Annotated in this window: 15 protein-coding genes and 1 pseudogene; 4 read left to right on the top strand and 12 right to left on the bottom strand. The window is 63.5% G+C overall.

The genetic code is table 11. The annotated features are described in order from the left end of the window. Positions 1-99: 99 nt before the first annotated feature. Both OSB52_RS03800 and OSB52_RS03805 read left to right on the top strand, forming a co-directional pair. On the top strand, positions 100-3,588 hold the full coding sequence (locus tag OSB52_RS03800) for an indolepyruvate ferredoxin oxidoreductase family protein (RefSeq protein ID WP_266060254.1): 3,489 nt from the start codon (positions 100-102) through the stop codon (positions 3,586-3,588). 314 nt (positions 3,589-3,902) lie between these two features. Then, complete coding sequence (locus OSB52_RS03805) at positions 3,903-4,121, top strand: hypothetical protein (RefSeq protein WP_266060255.1); 219 nt, start codon at positions 3,903-3,905, stop codon at positions 4,119-4,121. Positions 4,122-4,446: 325 nt separating this feature from the next. Here the strand turns inward: OSB52_RS03805 and OSB52_RS25135 are convergent. From OSB52_RS25135 to OSB52_RS03845, 8 genes and pseudogenes are all read right to left on the bottom strand, one after another. Continuing rightward, positions 4,447-4,806, bottom strand: a pseudogene (locus OSB52_RS25135) (IS21 family transposase); the annotation flags it as partial. 11 nt (positions 4,807-4,817) lie between these two features. Then, a complete protein-coding gene (locus OSB52_RS03815; protein WP_266060258.1) occupies positions 4,818-4,952 on the bottom strand; it encodes a hypothetical protein in 135 nt (44 codons plus the stop codon). A 237-nt stretch (positions 4,953-5,189) separates the two neighbouring features. Then, complete coding sequence (locus OSB52_RS03820) at positions 5,190-6,050, bottom strand: HpcH/HpaI aldolase/citrate lyase family protein (RefSeq protein WP_266060259.1); 861 nt, start codon at positions 6,048-6,050, stop codon at positions 5,190-5,192. Then, positions 6,043-7,290 (bottom strand): CaiB/BaiF CoA transferase family protein, encoded by a 1,248-nt coding sequence (locus tag OSB52_RS03825; protein WP_266060260.1) that lies wholly within the window; start codon positions 7,288-7,290, stop codon positions 6,043-6,045. Before OSB52_RS03825 ends, OSB52_RS03820 begins: the two co-directional genes overlap by 8 nt. After that, positions 7,287-8,123, bottom strand: a complete 837-nt coding sequence (locus OSB52_RS03830; RefSeq protein ID WP_266060261.1) for a cyclase family protein — start codon at positions 8,121-8,123, stop codon at positions 7,287-7,289. The genes OSB52_RS03825 and OSB52_RS03830 overlap by 4 nt, the downstream gene beginning before the upstream one ends. Then, positions 8,116-9,252 (bottom strand): ABC transporter ATP-binding protein, encoded by a 1,137-nt coding sequence (locus OSB52_RS03835; RefSeq protein ID WP_266060263.1) that lies wholly within the window; start codon positions 9,250-9,252, stop codon positions 8,116-8,118. Before OSB52_RS03835 ends, OSB52_RS03830 begins: the two co-directional genes overlap by 8 nt. Then, positions 9,245-10,966, bottom strand: a complete 1,722-nt coding sequence (locus tag OSB52_RS03840) for an ABC transporter permease (protein WP_266060265.1) — start codon at positions 10,964-10,966, stop codon at positions 9,245-9,247. The genes OSB52_RS03835 and OSB52_RS03840 overlap by 8 nt, the downstream gene beginning before the upstream one ends. Beyond that, positions 10,963-12,057, bottom strand: a complete 1,095-nt coding sequence (locus OSB52_RS03845; RefSeq protein WP_266060266.1) for an ABC transporter substrate-binding protein — start codon at positions 12,055-12,057, stop codon at positions 10,963-10,965. The genes OSB52_RS03840 and OSB52_RS03845 overlap by 4 nt, the downstream gene beginning before the upstream one ends. Positions 12,058-12,225: 168 nt before the next feature. Here OSB52_RS03845 and OSB52_RS03850 point away from each other — a divergent pair, with 168 nt between their 5' ends. Continuing rightward, complete coding sequence (locus OSB52_RS03850; protein WP_266060268.1) at positions 12,226-12,954, top strand: GntR family transcriptional regulator; 729 nt, start codon at positions 12,226-12,228, stop codon at positions 12,952-12,954. A gap of 289 nt (positions 12,955-13,243) precedes the next feature. Here OSB52_RS03850 and OSB52_RS03855 read toward each other — a convergent pair whose 3' ends face one another. Both OSB52_RS03855 and OSB52_RS03860 read right to left on the bottom strand, forming a co-directional pair. Continuing rightward, positions 13,244-13,546: a DUF6262 family protein gene (locus OSB52_RS03855; RefSeq protein WP_266060269.1), complete on the bottom strand. Its 303-nt coding sequence runs from the start codon at positions 13,544-13,546 to the stop codon at positions 13,244-13,246. Between the two features lie 40 nt (positions 13,547-13,586). Next, a complete protein-coding gene (locus OSB52_RS03860) occupies positions 13,587-13,997 on the bottom strand; it encodes a hypothetical protein (protein ID WP_266060270.1) in 411 nt (136 codons plus the stop codon). 83 nt (positions 13,998-14,080) lie between these two features. On the opposite strand from OSB52_RS03860, the gene OSB52_RS25140 reads away from it, so the two are divergent. Then, positions 14,081-14,476 carry a 3,4-dihydroxy-2-butanone-4-phosphate synthase gene (locus OSB52_RS25140; protein ID WP_372512329.1) on the top strand — a complete coding sequence of 132 codons (396 nt, stop codon included), beginning with the start codon at positions 14,081-14,083 and terminating at the stop codon, positions 14,474-14,476. Here OSB52_RS25140 and OSB52_RS24940 read toward each other — a convergent pair. Both OSB52_RS24940 and OSB52_RS03870 read right to left on the bottom strand, forming a co-directional pair. Beyond that, a complete protein-coding gene (locus tag OSB52_RS24940) occupies positions 14,473-15,393 on the bottom strand; it encodes an NAD(P)-dependent oxidoreductase (protein WP_308203651.1) in 921 nt (306 codons plus the stop codon). The genes OSB52_RS25140 and OSB52_RS24940 overlap by 4 nt on opposite strands. 76 nt (positions 15,394-15,469) lie before the next feature. Further along, positions 15,470-16,162 carry a TetR/AcrR family transcriptional regulator gene (locus OSB52_RS03870; RefSeq protein ID WP_266060273.1) on the bottom strand — a complete coding sequence of 231 codons (693 nt, stop codon included), beginning with the start codon at positions 16,160-16,162 and terminating at the stop codon, positions 15,470-15,472. Positions 16,163-16,171 lie beyond the last annotated feature (9 nt).

Genomic DNA, 16,171 nt, shown 5'->3' on the forward strand with positions numbered 1-16,171 from the left:
GTGGTTCTTCCGTAGTGCGACAGCCGGACTCGAAGGAGAATGTCATGAGAGGCACGGACCGGAGATGGTCGCTGGGCCACATCAGAGCAGGAGGTAGTTGTGTCGCAGGTTCGAACACGAGATTTCACACTGAGCGACCGGTACGAGATGACCGATGGGGAGCTGTATCTCACGGGACTTCAGGCGCTGGTGCGCGTTCCGTTGGAACAGCGCCGGCGAGATGTCGCCACCGGCGTGCGATCAGGCACCCTCATCAGTGGTTATGAAGGGTCACCGCTCGCCGGATACGACTTGGAGCTCAACCGGCAGCGCGAACTCTTGGACCAGGAGGCGATTGTGTTTCGGCCGGGGGTCAACGAGGAGTTGGCAGCGAATGCCGTACAGGGCTCTCAGTTGGCCTCCGCATCGTCGAACTGCGAGTACGACGGAGTCGTCGGATTCTGGTACGGCAAGGCGCCCGGTCTCGACCGGGCAAGTGATGCGTTGCGGCATGCGAATTTGGGCGGTGCTGCGCCAAACGGTGGAGCGGTGGTTCTGGTTGGGGATGATTCGATCGCAAAGTCTTCGACCGTGCCCAGTAGTTCCGAGTCGGCCATGGCCGAATTGGGACTACCGACCCTCGTGCCGTCCGATCCGCAGGAGGTACTGGACTTCGGTTTGCACGCGGTCGCCATGTCGCGTTTCAGCGGTTTGTGGGTGGGTGTGAAGCTCGCGACGAACGTCGTTGACGGGGCGGCGACGGTGCGGGTGGATTCCACCCGAGTGTCCGCCACCTCGCCAAGCCGGGTGATCGACGGAGAAGAATACGTACACGACGTTTCCGCGGACTTCCTGCAACCCACCCTCGGCCGGCTGGAGCGAAGTCTGATGTATGAGCGGATGGAACTGGCCTCCAGGTATGTCGCGGCGAACGATATCAACGGGACGGTTGGCGATGAAGGTGCGAAGCTCGGGGTGATAGCTGCGGGCGCAACATACCGGGATACGGTGCAGGCGCTCGAACGTCTCGGGATCTCCGAGGATGTGCTCGGCGACTCGGGAGTGCGTCTGATGAAACTCGGAGCGATCAATCCGCTCGACGCCGACGCGGTTCGCGCGTTCAGCAACGGGCTCGACGAAGTACTCGTCGTCGAGGAGAAGCGGCCGTTTGTGGAGCTGGCCGTCAAGGATGCATTGTATGGCGTTCCCGGAGCTCCCCGTGTGGTCGGAAAGCGAGATGATCAGTCTCGGCCGCTTCTTCGTGCTGATTCGGACCTGCCGCCCGAAGTGCTGGCGGAAGCACTTGCTCGACGCCTGGGCGTGGTGCTGCCGGACAGGTGGGGTGAACTGCAGCCGGAAAAGGCCATTCGGCGTGAGCGGCTGACGCTGCCATTGCTCACTCGTACCCCGTACTTCTGCTCGGGCTGCCCGCACAACCGGTCGACGGTGGTCCCAGAAGGGTCGCTGGTCGGCGCCGGCATCGGCTGCCACACATTGGTGAAGGTGATGCCCGAAGATCGGGTGGGTCAGATCGCGACTCTCGGTCAGATGGGCGGCGAAGGCGCTAGTTGGGTTGGAATGGCGCCTTTCGTCACCGACGAGCACATGTTCCAGAATCTGGGTGACGGCACATTCCACCACTCGGGAAGTCTTGCGATACGGGCGGCGGTGGCCGCAGGAGTGAACATCACCTACAAGCTCCTCTACAACGACGCGGTGGCGATGACCGGTGGGCAGAGCGCGGTGGGCAAGATGTCAGTTCCCGACATCGTCCAGGAACTGCTGGCTGAAGGCGTTTCTCGTGTCGCAATCACCACCGACGACGTCAAGAAGTATCGAAAGGTCAAGCTACCGCGATCGGTGAAAGTACTCGACAGAAGGGAGCTCATCCCCCTGCAAGAGCAACTGGCCGCGACCACGGGCGTGACGGTGCTCATTCACGACCAGGAATGCGCAACCGAGCTGCGACGCAAACGAAAGCGCGGACTTGTGGAATCGCCGACGACCCGAGCGTTCATCAACGAACGTTTGTGTGAGGGATGTGGCGATTGCGGTCAGAAGTCGAACTGCATGTCCGTGCAGCCGACCGACACCGTGTTCGGACGGAAGACGAAGATCGATCAGGCATCGTGTAACAAGGACTATTCGTGCCTGGATGGCGACTGTCCGTCATTCATCGCGGTGGAACCGGAAACCGCTTCGCGTGCGGACTCGGCCCACCGGGATGTGGTAGATCTTCCACTCCCCGTAGCCAAGGTGGGCCCCGACGCATTCAACGTGCGGATCACCGGTGTCGGCGGTACCGGCGTCGTGACGGTCGCGCAGATCCTGTCCACCGCCGGCGCACTTGCGGGACTGCACGTTCGCGGTCTCGATCAGCTCGGTTTGGCACAAAAGGGTGGAGCGGTCGTATCCGACTTGAAGTTCTCCACCAGTCCGATTCCCGGAACGAACAAGCTCGCCGAGGGTGAATGCGACCTGTACCTTGGCTGCGACCTCCTGGTCGCCGCCAACGACACGAACCTGAAGGTTGCGTCCAAATCACGGACGGTCTCTGTGATCTCCACGGCGCAGGTGCCCACCGGCGCCATGATTCTCCGGCCGAGCACAAGATTCCCCCAGCTTGCATCGGTCCGCCGCTTGCTCGATGGCGTCAGTCGACCAGAGGATTCGGTGTACGCCGATGCCCGGTCGATCGCCTACCGTGAGTTCGGTTCCGATCAACTGGCGAACATGGTGCTGGTGGGGATGGCGATCCAGGCCGGGGCCCTGCCAATCCCGTTGGCGTCTATCGACCGGGCCATTGAACTCAATGGGGTAGCCGTCGCCGCCAATCGGCGTGCCATCAAAGTGGGCCGTATGCACGTCCTCGAGCCGAGCGTCACCAAGGGTGCGTCCTCGAGGTCGCGTGAAGCCCGGACCGCCCGCCAGCGTGCAATGCTGCGGGATGCCATCAACGGTCTCGCCGGAATGAGCGAGCAGCTGAAGGACCGTGTCGGCTTTCTGGCGGCCGACCTCGCGGACTATCAGGACGTGAAGTATGCACTGTCCTACGTCCGATTCGTCAGCGACGTCGCTGCGCGAGAGTCGGAAACATTCGGAATGCCAGGGCTATTGAGCGAGACCGCGGCGGAATCGATGTTCAAGCTGATGGCCTACAAGGACGAATACGAAACCGCACGTCTTTACCTTGATCCCGAGTTCGAGCGCGCTGTGCGAGACGAGTTCGGTGACAATGCGAGGTACAAGTACAAGCTTCATCCGCCGGTACTTCGCGCATTGGGTATGAAGAGCAAGATCTCGCTCGGGCCATGGTTCAAGCCCGCGTTCCACGTGCTGCGAAAAAGTCGTAGACTTCGCGGAACTGCGTTCGATCCCTTCGGATATGCCCACGTCCGGAAGGTGGAGCGGGAGTTGATCAGCGAGTTCGCTGCGCTCACCGCGGAGGTGGTTTCGGAGGTCACGCAGGATACCGCCGACCATGTGAACTCGATTTTGGCGATGCCCCAAGAGATCCGAGGGTATGAAGAGATCAAGATGGACAGTGTTGCTGAGTTCCGGCGTAAGGTAGCCGAGGCCCGCGAGCTGGCACCGGTCGCGTCCGCCTAGTCAGGCGACTCTGCGAAAACTGGGTCATTAAGGACATGCCGGTCGCCCCGGCCCGGCGTGCTGTGCGAACTTGGCGTGCAGATCGCTCCGTCCCCTTACTATGCCCGCGAAACGCGGCGGTCCGTTCTCGGCGGTTCACCTATTTGAGCCGTACGCCGCACACGCTGTCCTACCAGGACTTTAAGCGCAATCTCATGCCTTTACGGCGTGCGTAAGAGCCGTGGCGCAGGATGCGGCGTTATACCACGAGATGGGCCGCGACCAGGTCGGACGACTGACGCGGAAGGGGCGTCGTGCGGGGCAAACGTCGCATCGTGACGACCGAGCGTGATGAGGCGCATCGCGCCATATCGATCTTTGTCGACCGGCAATGGACGACGCTGCCGACCCTGTCCGATCAATGTTTCACCTTACTGTTGGACGCTGTCGGGTTCGTCTATACCGCGCTTCTGGTCGACGTGTGCTCGCGACGCATCCCCGCTGATCGCAACTATTGCACTCAGCATGTCGCCACATCCGTTGGAACACACTAGTAACGAGGTGTGCACCAAACCCCGGTACGATTCAATCTCCTTCACGGTGGCAAATGACATCCCCCGGGGCTGTCCAATATTCGGTGTACTTTGCGTGTGGTCGAATGCTTTCGATCAGTGATCTTCGGCTGCTGGCATCCGGTCAGCGAACGTGATGGCCTGGGTCGTTCAGCGCTCGCTGCTAGCCGCAACCGCCCACTTGGTTTGCCCTGGTATCCTTCCCGATCTCGCCCCTAGTAGGCTCGCGTTCGTATGTAGCGTCAGCGCAATCCGATCCACATTGTGACGCGGCGCTTGCTCTTGCCGACCATCACTGGATCTCGAGCATGAACTGCTCACAGGCCGCCTGTACGTCGCCAAACGAATCGTAGGTATCGAACAGGTGCGTTGCCGCCGGCACGATATCGGACGTGGCCAGCGTGACCGCTGTTCTCCGCCCCGCCCTTGAACGCCGGGTCGGCGGCGGCTCGCAGGTGAGTGCCGTGACGCCGTTGAAGCGGCTGAACGAGACCGCGTCACGGTTGCGCACTGGCACCCTGCGATGTGACCGGCGGTGACGGCTTCTCGTCTTTTCGCGTTGTCGGACAACACATACGTCGGCACCGCCCAGGGCCCGAAAACACCTGATCCAGGATTGGCGAACAACGCTCGGCGCGGTGCGATCGCGTAGGGCGATGGCCACCCGGCCGCAGCTTGCTACTCGGTGCCCACCGGCCGATCGGGGCCACGGTCACCCTCGTGCAGGACGCGGGCCTGGCTGCTGAGCTCGACCGCGACGGTGCCGGAAAAGTGGTCACGCGGGTCCGGCGGACCGGCCAGCTTGGCTATCATTGAACCGAAGTCGGTTGAGGTCGTTGCCGATCACCAAGCTCACACAGTTCATGTTGCTCGATACTGGAAGTGGGTGCCCAGGTGACGCAGATCCGAACGAACTTCGGGTGATCATCCGGTGAATTGTCCCAGACTGGATGGACGGCACCCTGTACGTCCCTTTTCAAATTACCTGACGCCATTGCGGGTCAGCGCTGTGGGTGCGTCGATTGCAATCGAGACAGGACAGAAGAGGGGTCATGCTCGGCGTCTTAATAACCGGCGCGCATGTTGGTAGTTCGCGTTGTCGACGAAGGTTCCGTCGTCGAGTACCGCCGTACCGTGGCCGTCGGCGGCGGCCTGTTCGTATCCATCGACCAGGCGTTGTGCGTGCTTGAGTTCCGCGGGCGTGGGGCTGAAGACGTCGTTGAGCACGTCCACCTGGCTCGGGTGGATGCACGAGCCGCCGCGGCTGCCTATCGCCTTCGAGAGCAGCGCCAGATCCCGGAACGCCTCCTGGTCCTGGAAGGAGACGATCAGTCCGGCAAGGCCCAGTGGCGTCCGACCGCTGGCCCGGGTGGCACCGATGACCTCGTTGAACGCCTGAACGACGGCGGGGCTGTCGGGTGCTGCCCCCAGGTCCATGCATAGGTCGCCGATGCCGGTACTCGCCGCGATTACGCGGTCGGCGGCCGCGACGATCGCGTCGACTCTGCGCACGCCGCGTACCGACTCGATCAGCGGAATGACCGCGACAGGCGCCGTGCCGGCCTCCATATCGGTGAGTGCCTCATCGACGGTGCGGATTACGGACGGGTCGTCGCTCTTGGGGACGACCACCGCGTCCACACCTGCGGCCACCGCGGCGGCAAGGTCGTCGATCATCAGCGTCCACGAGCGGTTCACCCGCACCATGACAGTGGCGGTGCCGTTTCGCAGTGTCGCCACAGCCTCGGCCAGGGTGGATCGGGCCTGGGCCTTGAGGCCGGCTGGCACTGCGTCCTCGAGGTCGAGGATCACGGCGTCGGCTGCCGACGACGCGGCGCTGCGCAGATATCGGTCGCGGTTCGCTGGCACGTATAGCAGCGATCGCCACTCGTTGTCGCGGTGCTCACGCATCGGCACCGTCCATGACCGCAGCGCCGACCACCCCGGTGCGTTCGAGGTGGTGCCGCTCCTCGCCGGAGATGCCAAGTTCGGTGAGCACCTCGTTGTTGTGCTCGCCGAGTCGCGGCGCGGGTAAACGCAGGCCTGACGGTGTCTCCGACATTCGGGGCACTACGTTGTGCATCGCGATCGTTGCAGGTTCACCGTCGCGTCCAGGCACGTCGACGTAGACTTCGCGGGCCATGAAATGGGGGTCTTTGCGGGCGTCGGCGGTGGACAGCACCGGCGCGACCGTCACCCCTTGACCGCGCAGGGTGCTCAGCACGTTGTCGGCGGACCGGTGCGCTATCCACGCCCCGATCACCTCGTTGATCTCGGCCCGCCGGTTGAGCCGCGATTCATAGCTGGCGAAACGCGGGTCATTGAGGATCTCCGGTGCGCCGATCGCGACGAAGAGGTTTCTCACGATGCTCTCGGCCGCCGCGGAGAGCGCTACCCACTTGTCGTCGGCGGTGAGGAACACCCCCTTCACCGACGACGCGCGGGTACCTTCGCCACGTCGGGGCAGGTGCCCGAGCTGATCGAGTAGTGCGTCCGGGCCCATGATCGAGGCGAGCGGCTCGAATAGCGACACATCGATCGTCTGTCCCGCCCCGCCCCCGCGGGCGTGCAGGACGGCGGCGATGGTCGCGGTTGCCGCGTACAGGCCGGCGACCATGTCCGCCAGCGCCGTCGGCGGCGTCACCGGCGGGGTGTCGGCGGTGCCGTTGCGATACATAAACCCCGACACAGCCTCGGCAAGCGTCCCGAACCCCGGCAGTTGGGAGTAGGGGCCGGTCTGGCCCCAGCCCGAGATCCGAGTGACCACCAGCGACGGGTTGGCGCCCAGGAGCACATCGGGGCCGATCCCTAACTTCTCTAGGGTTCCCGGCCGGAAATTCTCTACCACTGCGTCGGCCGTCTTCACCAGTTCGAGCAGGATCTCGCGGCCCTGCGGGGATTTTAGATTCAGGCTGACTGATCGCTTGTTGCGGTTGTACACGGTCCAGAACGCGGCAACCCCGGCGATCTGGCCGCGGCGCAATTCGTCACCGCCGTCGGGTCGCTCGATCTTGATCAGGTCGGCACCGAGATCGGCCAGCACCATTCCGCAGTGGCCGCCGGAGACCAGCCGGCTCAGGTCGAGCACACGGCATCCGTGCATTGGTCCGACGGCGTCGGTATCGAACTCGTGGACTGTGGGTGTACTCATAGTCGGGCCTCCGGGGTTGGTGATTCGACGACGGCGAGTGGACGGACGGGGGAGCCGGTGGCTCCGACGAGACGGAGCGGGATCATCACGAACGTGAACTCCCGGACGGGGTGGGTGGACAGTTCCTCGAGGTTGAGCACCTCGATGATGTGAACGCCGTGCTTGACCAGCAGGATGTGGTGTGCGGGCATCTGCGAGTGACCGGCGCCAGGTGAGATCTGGTCGAAGGCGATCGTGTCGGTGCCCGCGGCGCGCACCCCGTGATCGACCAGCCACTGGGCGCCGGCGCCGGTGACCCCCGGTGCGCCACCGGGATGCCCAATGTAGGTCTGGGCGTCGGTGTAGACCTGCGGCCAGCCGGTCCGGACCAGGACCACGTCGCCGGCGGCGACGTGTCCGTCGCCGAGCGCGGCCTCCAGGTCTGAGGCGGTGACGCCGTACCCGGCCTCCAGGCGCGAAACGCCCAGAGCACGGGGGATGTCCAGAAGCACACCGCGGCACAGCATCGGCGCGATCGTCTCCGCACCGAGTTCACGGTGGCGTCCGCCGACGCTGTTGGCGACGGCATCGATGCCGCCGTACAGCACTCCTTCGGCCGCGACGTGGGCGAGCGCGTCGACGTGCGTGCCGACGTGACCGCCGAGGGTGATGATCTCGTTGGAGCCCGATCCGGCCCCACGCATCAGGTCGCCGTGGCGACGCATCAGGGCCATATGGAACCCTGGATGGCTCGGTGAACACGGCATCCCGTTTTCCAGCGGCTGGGACAGGTCATAGACCTGCACCGACCGTCCGAGGCGCGCCGAGAGTCCGTTCTGGGTGTCCTCAAGCATGGGTGACCTCCCGGGTCGCGATGCTCGGTGATGCGTCGAGATCGGCCGCAATGTCGGCGTCGCCGGGGAACAATCGGCACCTCTGGGGATCGACGCGCAGTCGGACCGGACCAGGTTCCAACCGCTGCCGCGAGACGACCGCGATGTCGTGGCGACCGCATCGAACTACGTAGCGGAACGCCGCGCCCACAAACATCCGGGACGTGATCCGGCCGGGTATCGGGAATGCCACGGTGTCCTGGCCATCAGTGGCCATGTCGATGTCCTCCGGGCGGGCCATCACCAGCACCGACTTGTGCGGGGTGTCGTCGAGCACGTCCAGTGTTGGGCCGGATGATCCGCTCAGCTGCACCTCAGTGAGTTCGCCGCGTCGACCAACGATGTCGCCGCGCAGCAAGTTCGCCGACCCGAGGAAGGATGCGACGAAAGGCGAGTAGGGCTTGCGGTAGATTTCCTCGGGCGCACCCACCTGCTCAATCCGTCCCTCGTTCATCACGATGATGCGGTCGCTGAGTGCGAGGGCCTCATCCTGGTCGTGAGTGACGAAGATCGTGGTCAGGCCGACCGCCGACTGAAACTCCTTGAGCCAATTGCGGGCTTGCTCACGGAGTTTGGCGTCCAGGTTCGACAGGGGCTCGTCGAGCAGCAGGACACCCGGCGAGTACGTGACAGCCCGCGCCAGCGCAACGCGCTGTTGCTGGCCACCAGACAGTTGGTAAGGGTACCGTTCGGCAAGCCCGTCGAGGCCGACCATCGACAGAGCCTCATGCACCCGGGTGCGGATCTCTTTCTTCGGCACTTTGCGTAGCCGCAGCGGGTAGGCGACGTTCGCGGCGACTGATTTGTGCGGCCAGATCGCGTACGACTGGAACACCACGCCGCAATTACGCCGTTCCGGCGGCCGGTTGATCGATCGCGCACTGTCGAAGAGCACCTCGTCGCCGCAGGTGATCGAGCCTCTCGTCGGCTCGGCCAGTCCGGCGATCGACATCAGGGTGGTGGTCTTGCCGCACCCGCTCGGACCGAGCAGAGTGAGGAACTCGCCATCGCGCGCAGTGAATTCGACGTCGTCGATCGCGGTCTTGCCAGCATAGTCCAGGCCCAGTGTGGATACTTTGATTTCAGGCATTCGGTTTCACTCCCCAGGCAACACGGCCGATCATTAGCGCCACCGCGGTGATGGCGATTTGGATAATGCCCAGTGCTGCAACCGGTCCGACGAAGCCGGCCACCCACTGTTTGAGCATGGTCACGCCCAGCACCTCGTTACCGGTGGTCACGAGGAACACGGCGGGGTCGTAATCGTTGAGAATGGAGACGAACATCAGCACCAGACAGCCCAGCAGCGCTGGCCGCAGCAGTGGGACCACCACGTCGCGACATGCCCTGAACCAGCTCGCCCCGCAGGTGCGGGCCGCTGCGTCGAGCTCGTTGCTGATCCCCAGCACGCTGGATTGTATTGCGGCATAGCCGATGGCGGTGTTGCGGATGATGAAGGCGATCATGATGCCCCACACCGTGGTTCGTAGCGGTTCTAGTGGGGTGACGAGCACGAATGTCCAAAAGACGCCGACGCCGAGCACGATTCCGGGCAGAGCCCGGGGATAGAGCAGCATCGGCGGTACCGTTGACCGCAAGCGGAACCGCGAACGGTGCGCCACCAACGCGGCGGCCGCCAGAAACACCGTCGCGATGACGGCTCCGACCACGCCGATCAGCAGACTGTTGGTGATCGAACGCAACAGCGCGCTGTTGGTGAAGACGGTCTCGAAATGCTGGGTGGTCAGCACACTCCAGGGCGTCACCGCCGGAGTGAACACATAGGTGACCGAGGTCATCGCCAATCCGATCACGGGAAGCGCCAGAGCAACGGTCAGATACAGTGAGATGAGGGCGGTGAACGGCCACCGGAGCCAGCCCAGGCCGAGTTGACGTGCTGCAGATGGTTTTCCCGCGGCGGTCATGTAACGTCCCGCGTGACCCTCGACGTGGTTGCGCAGCAGCAACATCAACGTCACTAGGAGAAGTAGCGCAGAGGCCGCGGCCGACACGGTACCCTGCCGCGAGGGATCTGTGGTCCAGGTGCGGTAGAGGTAGGTCGAGAGAGTGTCGATGTCGGCGGGCCCACCCAGTACCAGCGGGAGGCTTAGTGTCTCGAAAGAGACCATTGCTATGAGGATCGCGGCGGTCCAGATGCTGGGCTTGATCATCGGCAGGGTGATGGTGCGCAGCACCCGCACTGGTGAGGCACCCGTGGTGAGCGCGGCACTCTCGATACTGGTGTCGACCGAGGCCAGGCGTGCCCGCACCATCAGATACACCAGCGGAACCGTCTTCTCCAGCGAGACCGCTGCCATGCCAGGCAGAGAGTAGAGGTTCCACGGGACCATGCCGATGTGATCGGAGAACCAGGTCGACACGAACCCGCTGGGGGCGTACATGGTGACCCAGCCGAGGGTGACTCCCAGTCCGGGCAGGATCAGCGGCGCCACCATCACCACGGTGAACACCCGGCGCCACGGCAGGTCGGTGCGAGCGACAAGGATGGCCAGCCCTGCACCGATCAGCACACCCGGCACCGCGGCCATCACCGCGAACAGTGCAGTGTTGCGTAGCGCCGCCCAAAACGACGCATCACTCAGCAGCGCAACGAAATTCGATAGCGTCAGTCGACCACCGTCCTCATAGAGCGGCCGGTCGACAAAACCGGCGTACACCACCGGGACTATCGGGCCGAAGATCACGATCAGGACCAGCAGCCAGATGCCCCAATGGATCGCCCGGTCGGTTCCGAAGGTGCTGACCCGACGCCATGTCAGTGCCGGCACCTGGGCCAGCGTCATTGTTCCCGCGCCTTGGCCAGGCGGGCGCTGAAGGCCGGCTTGTCAGCGCGCATGGCTTCATCGAGCGGCACCATCAGGATGTTCTGCTGTCCGACGGTGTCGGTCACACTCTTGACCGAAAGGTCTCCGCAGGGTTCGGCGACGTCGTCGCGCACCGCGGTCAGGCCGCTGGAACACGCGACCGTCTGGCCGGGCGCGGAGAGTAGATAGTCTTGGAGCAGCGCCGCGGCATTGGCATGTGCGGCACCCTTCACCACCGCGGTGTAGCGGGGAACCACTGTCGTACCGTCGGATTCATAGGACCAGCCAAGCACCGAGTCGAGTCCGTTCGGCTTGAGCAGGCCACGGACCAGGCCCGACTGGAAGTAGCCGGCGACGTACTCACCCTGGGCCAGCTTCTGGGTCATCGACCCGCCGTTCATCTCGTATTTCGTCGACGGCGCCAGCTTGTCGAACAGTGGCCATGCGTCGTCACGGTTCTTGGTGAGCGTCCACATCTGCGCGTAACCGTTCTCGCTGTCGATGTCGTAGGTGGTGAGTTTGCCGCGGTTGTCCGGGGCGATGGCGGCGACATCGGCAAGCGACTTCGGCGGCTCACCGGGGAAGGTTGCCCTGTTGTAAACAATGATCGAGGGCTCAGCAGAGATCGCATAGAGTCCCGGCCACGGCTTTGCGTAGTCCGGCAGCGCAGCGTCGAAGACCGACGAGCGATCCGACAGCGCGTCCTGGAGGCCGAAGAAGGTGCTCGGCGAACTGTCGATCACCAGGTCCGCGGTGGATGCGCCGGACTTCTTCTCCGATAGCAGCCGCTGCACCAGCTCGGGACCGTTGAGGCTGACCGGCGAGATCCGGATTCCTGGGTAGGCCTGCTCAAACTTGGGGATCAATTCGTCCCACAATTCGTCCGGGGAGTTGGTGTATACGATCACTTCCCCCTCGGCTTGAGCCTTCGTTATGGCGTCCGCGCTTATCTCGGACGGTTTGGACGTATCGGGGACAATGCCCTGACCGCCGTCGCCTCCGCTGCACGCAGTCAGCAGGAGACCGCCGATCAGGCCAAGGGCCGCGACGCGTCCGGTTATGGATCTCATGGACAAAGCACCTTTCGTGATTCGATCACTGCCCGGCAGAAGTTATGACGCCAATCACACAGCCGAGCCTGAGTGCAGATTATGCTACGAACTTGCTATATGCAATAGCAAAACACAAATGCCTGACTTTGCCACTAGTCTGTGCACATCGGAGCGTAGGAGGAACGGGTGCAGCGAGAGCTTCTTGGGCTGGAGTCGACGTCCCTGGCCGAACGTGCCTACCAGCATCTTCGGGACGCCGTCGTCGACGGCTCCCTCAAACCCGGGGAACGCGTGACCGAGCGCGGCCTTGCCGAGCGGCTCGCGGTTAGCTCGACGCCTATACGGGAGGCGATCAAACGCCTGGAGGCCGACGGTCTCCTCGAACGTCTCGGCCCGCGCACGATCTGTGTCGCTGCGCCGACGCCAGCCAGCCAGGCGCAGTTGGCGGAGGTGGAGGTCGCTCTGCGTGGCCTGGTGGCGCGACTGGCAGCCTTGCACGCCACCGACGACGACATCGCTCACCTCGCGCGACTGCTGGAATCGGCTGAGGACCAAAGCCGTCTCTACACAGCCCGGGTGGACGAGGGGCTACCCATCGACGGGTATGCCGAGGACCTCTACGCCCGGATTCAGGAGTTCAACAGCGGTATCCTGGCCAGCACCCACAACCCGGTGCTGGTTCGTCTGTTTGAACAGACGCGGGCACTGTCCAGCGCCGAACGTCGTGAGCGGTCGCTAACCCGACTCCGCGCGGACCGAACCTTCGCTCGCGCCCGGTGGAATAGTCACCGCTGTACGCTCAACGCAATCCGTGACCGCGACCCCGTCACAGCTGAGCGTACCGCGCTTGAGCGAGCCGAGAGTGCCATGCGTGACCTCACCGCGGCCTCGGTGCACCTCGCGAGCGACGCCTGAGCGCGGTTGAGGCCACACGGCTACGTCCACCACCCGGTTTGCGCGAGCGGCCCACCTCGGCCACCGACGCTGCGTCGAGTTTCAGCTCCTACTTTGCCGGACCGGGATTGGTCGATGAGTGAGCCAGGTGTAATTGTCAAGTCCTGCTGAGCGATTCGTGTACGTGGTGAACGCGTGTCGCTTTCAGTATTCGTGCTTGACGGTTGACCACAGTGATTCGGCGCCGGCGTTGTCCCAGCATTGACCGGCTAATAGTGGTCGAGCCTGCGGCAACGATCGGCCGGATGGTTCATTGTCGATCCGGTTTGCGGCGTTGCCGACGCAGTTGTTCGTCGTGCTGGGCGACGGTGTCGGCGAGGCTCTCGACGATCGTTCGCAGGTGCGCAACTTCGGTAGCGAGGCCGGTGAGTGTGCGGGCGTCGGTCTGTCGAGTGCGGTGTTCATCGATGATGGCGCGTATTTCGGTGTTGCGGTAAAGGGTCGCGCGACCGATCTTGGTGAGGGCAGCGACTGCGGTGAATGTGATCGGTTGGCCTGCGGCGGCGAGCTCGGCGCAGGTTCGTTCAACCTCGGCTAGGGCTTTGCTGCTCATGCAGTCTCGGTGGTGCTGGCGATGAGAGTATCGAGGCGGGTTACGAGTTGCTGGTGGCGGCGCGCCTCGTCGACCCAGCCACGCGACTCGGCGTCCTCGGCGAGCTGTTGAGCATCAATGCGTTGCGCAGCAAGGACTCCGAGATGAGTCGCGTCGTGTGGAAGCTGGGACAATGTTCACAGATGTTGGCATACGAGCAGGTTCCCTGGGCGGGTGCCCGCAGGCAGTAGCAACCTGCCAGGCGCGATTTGATGGCCAGAGCCTGTTTGCAGTCGGATCCGGTGATATCGGTGATCGGGAGTTGAGGTCGGTCGACGGCGAGTGTGCCGTTCTGGCTCTTGGCGAGGTCGAGGGTTCGCTTGTATTCGGTGCGGACGGTGGAGTCGAACAAGTACTGATGTCCGACGCCGGGACCTCCGACACGGCTCGGATGGCGTCGCTCATCCGCCATTCGTCAGGTTTCGTCCAAGGTGCGCTATCTGGTGATATGCAGACTATCTGCAGCTCTCCGAGGCGACACCGGACCGTCGCCGCATCGGCGCTGCCACACACGGGCAGTGCGTCGCCGTGGACGCAGCAACGGGTGTGACGACCGGAATCTCCGCGGCAGATGGGGCGCGCACCGCGCGTATTGTCGCTCACCCTAGCACGACTCCTGGGGAGTGGAACCGACCAGGACACCTCGTGCCGATGCGTGTAAGACCTGACTTGTGCGCGAGAGCCCTACCTGCAGTTGCACTTACGCTAACAGCTGCAGCATGTGACGCACTCGGTGCGGTCTACGCCGACCTTGTGTTTCCGGGCAACTCGCCGCGAATGGCGTCTGCTAATGAGGCTAGCGACTTCGCAGCTGTGCACGGTTTGGTCGTGTTGGACGCCCGTGCCTTGGGATTCTTGAGCGATAAAAGTGGGCGTCGTGGGAATACCTAGTTGCAGTCATCAAGGTTCCGACCAGCGTCCAAGTCACCGCTTTCGTCGCGCAGAAGTGCAGCGACGGCGGCGCTGTCGTAGCTGCCCAGGCCTGCATCCGCAGCCTGCCTGAAGTACTCCTGCGTCGTGGTGAACAGCGGGAGTTGCGCGTCAACACTCTGGGCGAAGCTGGTGATGAGGGCGAGATCCTTCAGGAAGAGTTCTAACCGCATGCTTGGCTCTTGCCAACTGCGCCGCGCGATGACGGGTCCACGAACTTGTAGCATCCTCGAATCGGCAGCGCTGCCGGCGAGTGCGGAGATGATTTGTTCCAGTCGTAGTCCCGCCCGATCGGCGAGTGTCAGAGCTTCGGCAGCTGCGAAGGTATGCACAGCGACAAGCAGATTCGCGATGAGCTTGGTAGTGGTCCCGGCACCGAATTCGCCCAGACGGACAGTCTCGCGACAGAATGTCTCGAGCACCGGCGCGACGTCGTCGGTAGCCTGCTCGTCCCCACTGACGAATGCCACAAGGTCACCGTCGCGTGCCTGCGCGCCTGTTCCGCTGAGCGGGCAGTCCAGCACCACGACACCGACGTCACTCAACTCGTCACGCGCCACGATCTTGTCCGCCGCATCCAGTGTGCTGGTCTCGACGAGTACGAGCCCAGGCGCCTTCGCCTCTTTCAGCTCATCGGTGATCACGCGCAGCGCCGCCGCAGATGGGAGCGAGGCGATGACGATGTCAGAATTCTCGGCGACATCAGCCGCACATGTCCGAGAATCACCACCGGCACTTGCGAATTCGTCGAGACGTTGTTTATCCACGTCGAATCCGGATACCGGATACCCCCGGCGCAGCAGGTGTTTCGAGATTGCGGACCCCATTATGCCGAGTCCGACGACGCCGATGCGCTTGTCTGCTGGATTCACGAACACCCTCCGATAGTCGCGGTTTCACGCAGGCTACCACAGATAACGCTACCAGCAGTTGCGTTAAACCCGAGCAGGTGTTTCAGGTCTCCTGAACGGAATGCCCCGGAAGCATCGAAGAAAATCCTGAAAGTACCAGCTGGACAACAGATTTGAGGTACGCGTCATCGACTGGCAGTCCTACGACAAGGCCGCGGTAATAGACAGGCCCGCACATGGCCTCGAGTAAGAGTTCGGGGTTGGCGGACTGCGGCAGCTCCCCTCGCGCAATTGCTCGTTCAAAGATGCTCTTGGAGTGTCGGTATCTCGAGGAGAGCAGTTCGGTCAGTACGGTACGTACTTCGTCGGTGGCGCCGATGCTGCGTTGTGTGGTCGCCTCGGCGATCAATGGTGCGACCCAGGGGGCCCGCAGCGACTCCCAGATCTCTTTCAGCAGGGTCAGAGCATCGGCGTGCACGTCCCCGGTGTCGGGGATCGGATTCATCTCGGCGTGGCGTTCGACAAGCGCGGTGGCAATGAGACGCGACTTCGAGCCCCACCGGCGGTAGATCGTGGTCTTGTTGACGCCGGCCCGGGCCGCGACGTCATCGATGCGAATGTTGGCGTAGCCGCGCTCGCTGAGCTCGATCAGCGCTGCGTCGATTACCGCCTCGCCCACCCGTGCTGTTCGACCACCACTGCGGGTGGTCGCCGCGTCCGCGTTGAACTGGCGCAGTGCCGCCTTGAGATCTCGCTCGCCGTCGGTGGCAAGCCCTCCGGATGGCTCGTCGGTCACAATCCCTCT

It is taken from the genome of Gordonia aquimaris, assembly GCF_026262595.1.
Taxonomy (GTDB): Bacteria; Actinomycetota; Actinomycetes; order Mycobacteriales; family Mycobacteriaceae; genus Gordonia; species Gordonia tangerina.

Coding starts and splice junctions, on each gene's coding strand:
- OSB52_RS03815 (WP_266060258.1), bottom strand. CDS start 4,952: ATGATAGCCAAGCTGGCCGGTCCGCCGGACCCGCGTGACCACTTTTCC.
- OSB52_RS03820 (WP_266060259.1), bottom strand. CDS start 6,050: ATGCGTGAGCACCGCGACAACGAGTGGCGATCGCTGCTATACGTGCCA.
- OSB52_RS03825 (WP_266060260.1), bottom strand. CDS start 7,290: ATGAGTACACCCACAGTCCACGAGTTCGATACCGACGCCGTCGGACCA.
- OSB52_RS03830 (WP_266060261.1), bottom strand. CDS start 8,123: ATGCTTGAGGACACCCAGAACGGACTCTCGGCGCGCCTCGGACGGTCG.
- OSB52_RS03835 (WP_266060263.1), bottom strand. CDS start 9,252: ATGCCTGAAATCAAAGTATCCACACTGGGCCTGGACTATGCTGGCAAG.
- OSB52_RS03840 (WP_266060265.1), bottom strand. CDS start 10,966: ATGACGCTGGCCCAGGTGCCGGCACTGACATGGCGTCGGGTCAGCACC.
- OSB52_RS03845 (WP_266060266.1), bottom strand. CDS start 12,057: ATGAGATCCATAACCGGACGCGTCGCGGCCCTTGGCCTGATCGGCGGT.
- OSB52_RS03855 (WP_266060269.1), bottom strand. CDS start 13,546: ATGAGCAGCAAAGCCCTAGCCGAGGTTGAACGAACCTGCGCCGAGCTC.
- OSB52_RS03860 (WP_266060270.1), bottom strand. CDS start 13,997: ATGGCGGATGAGCGACGCCATCCGAGCCGTGTCGGAGGTCCCGGCGTC.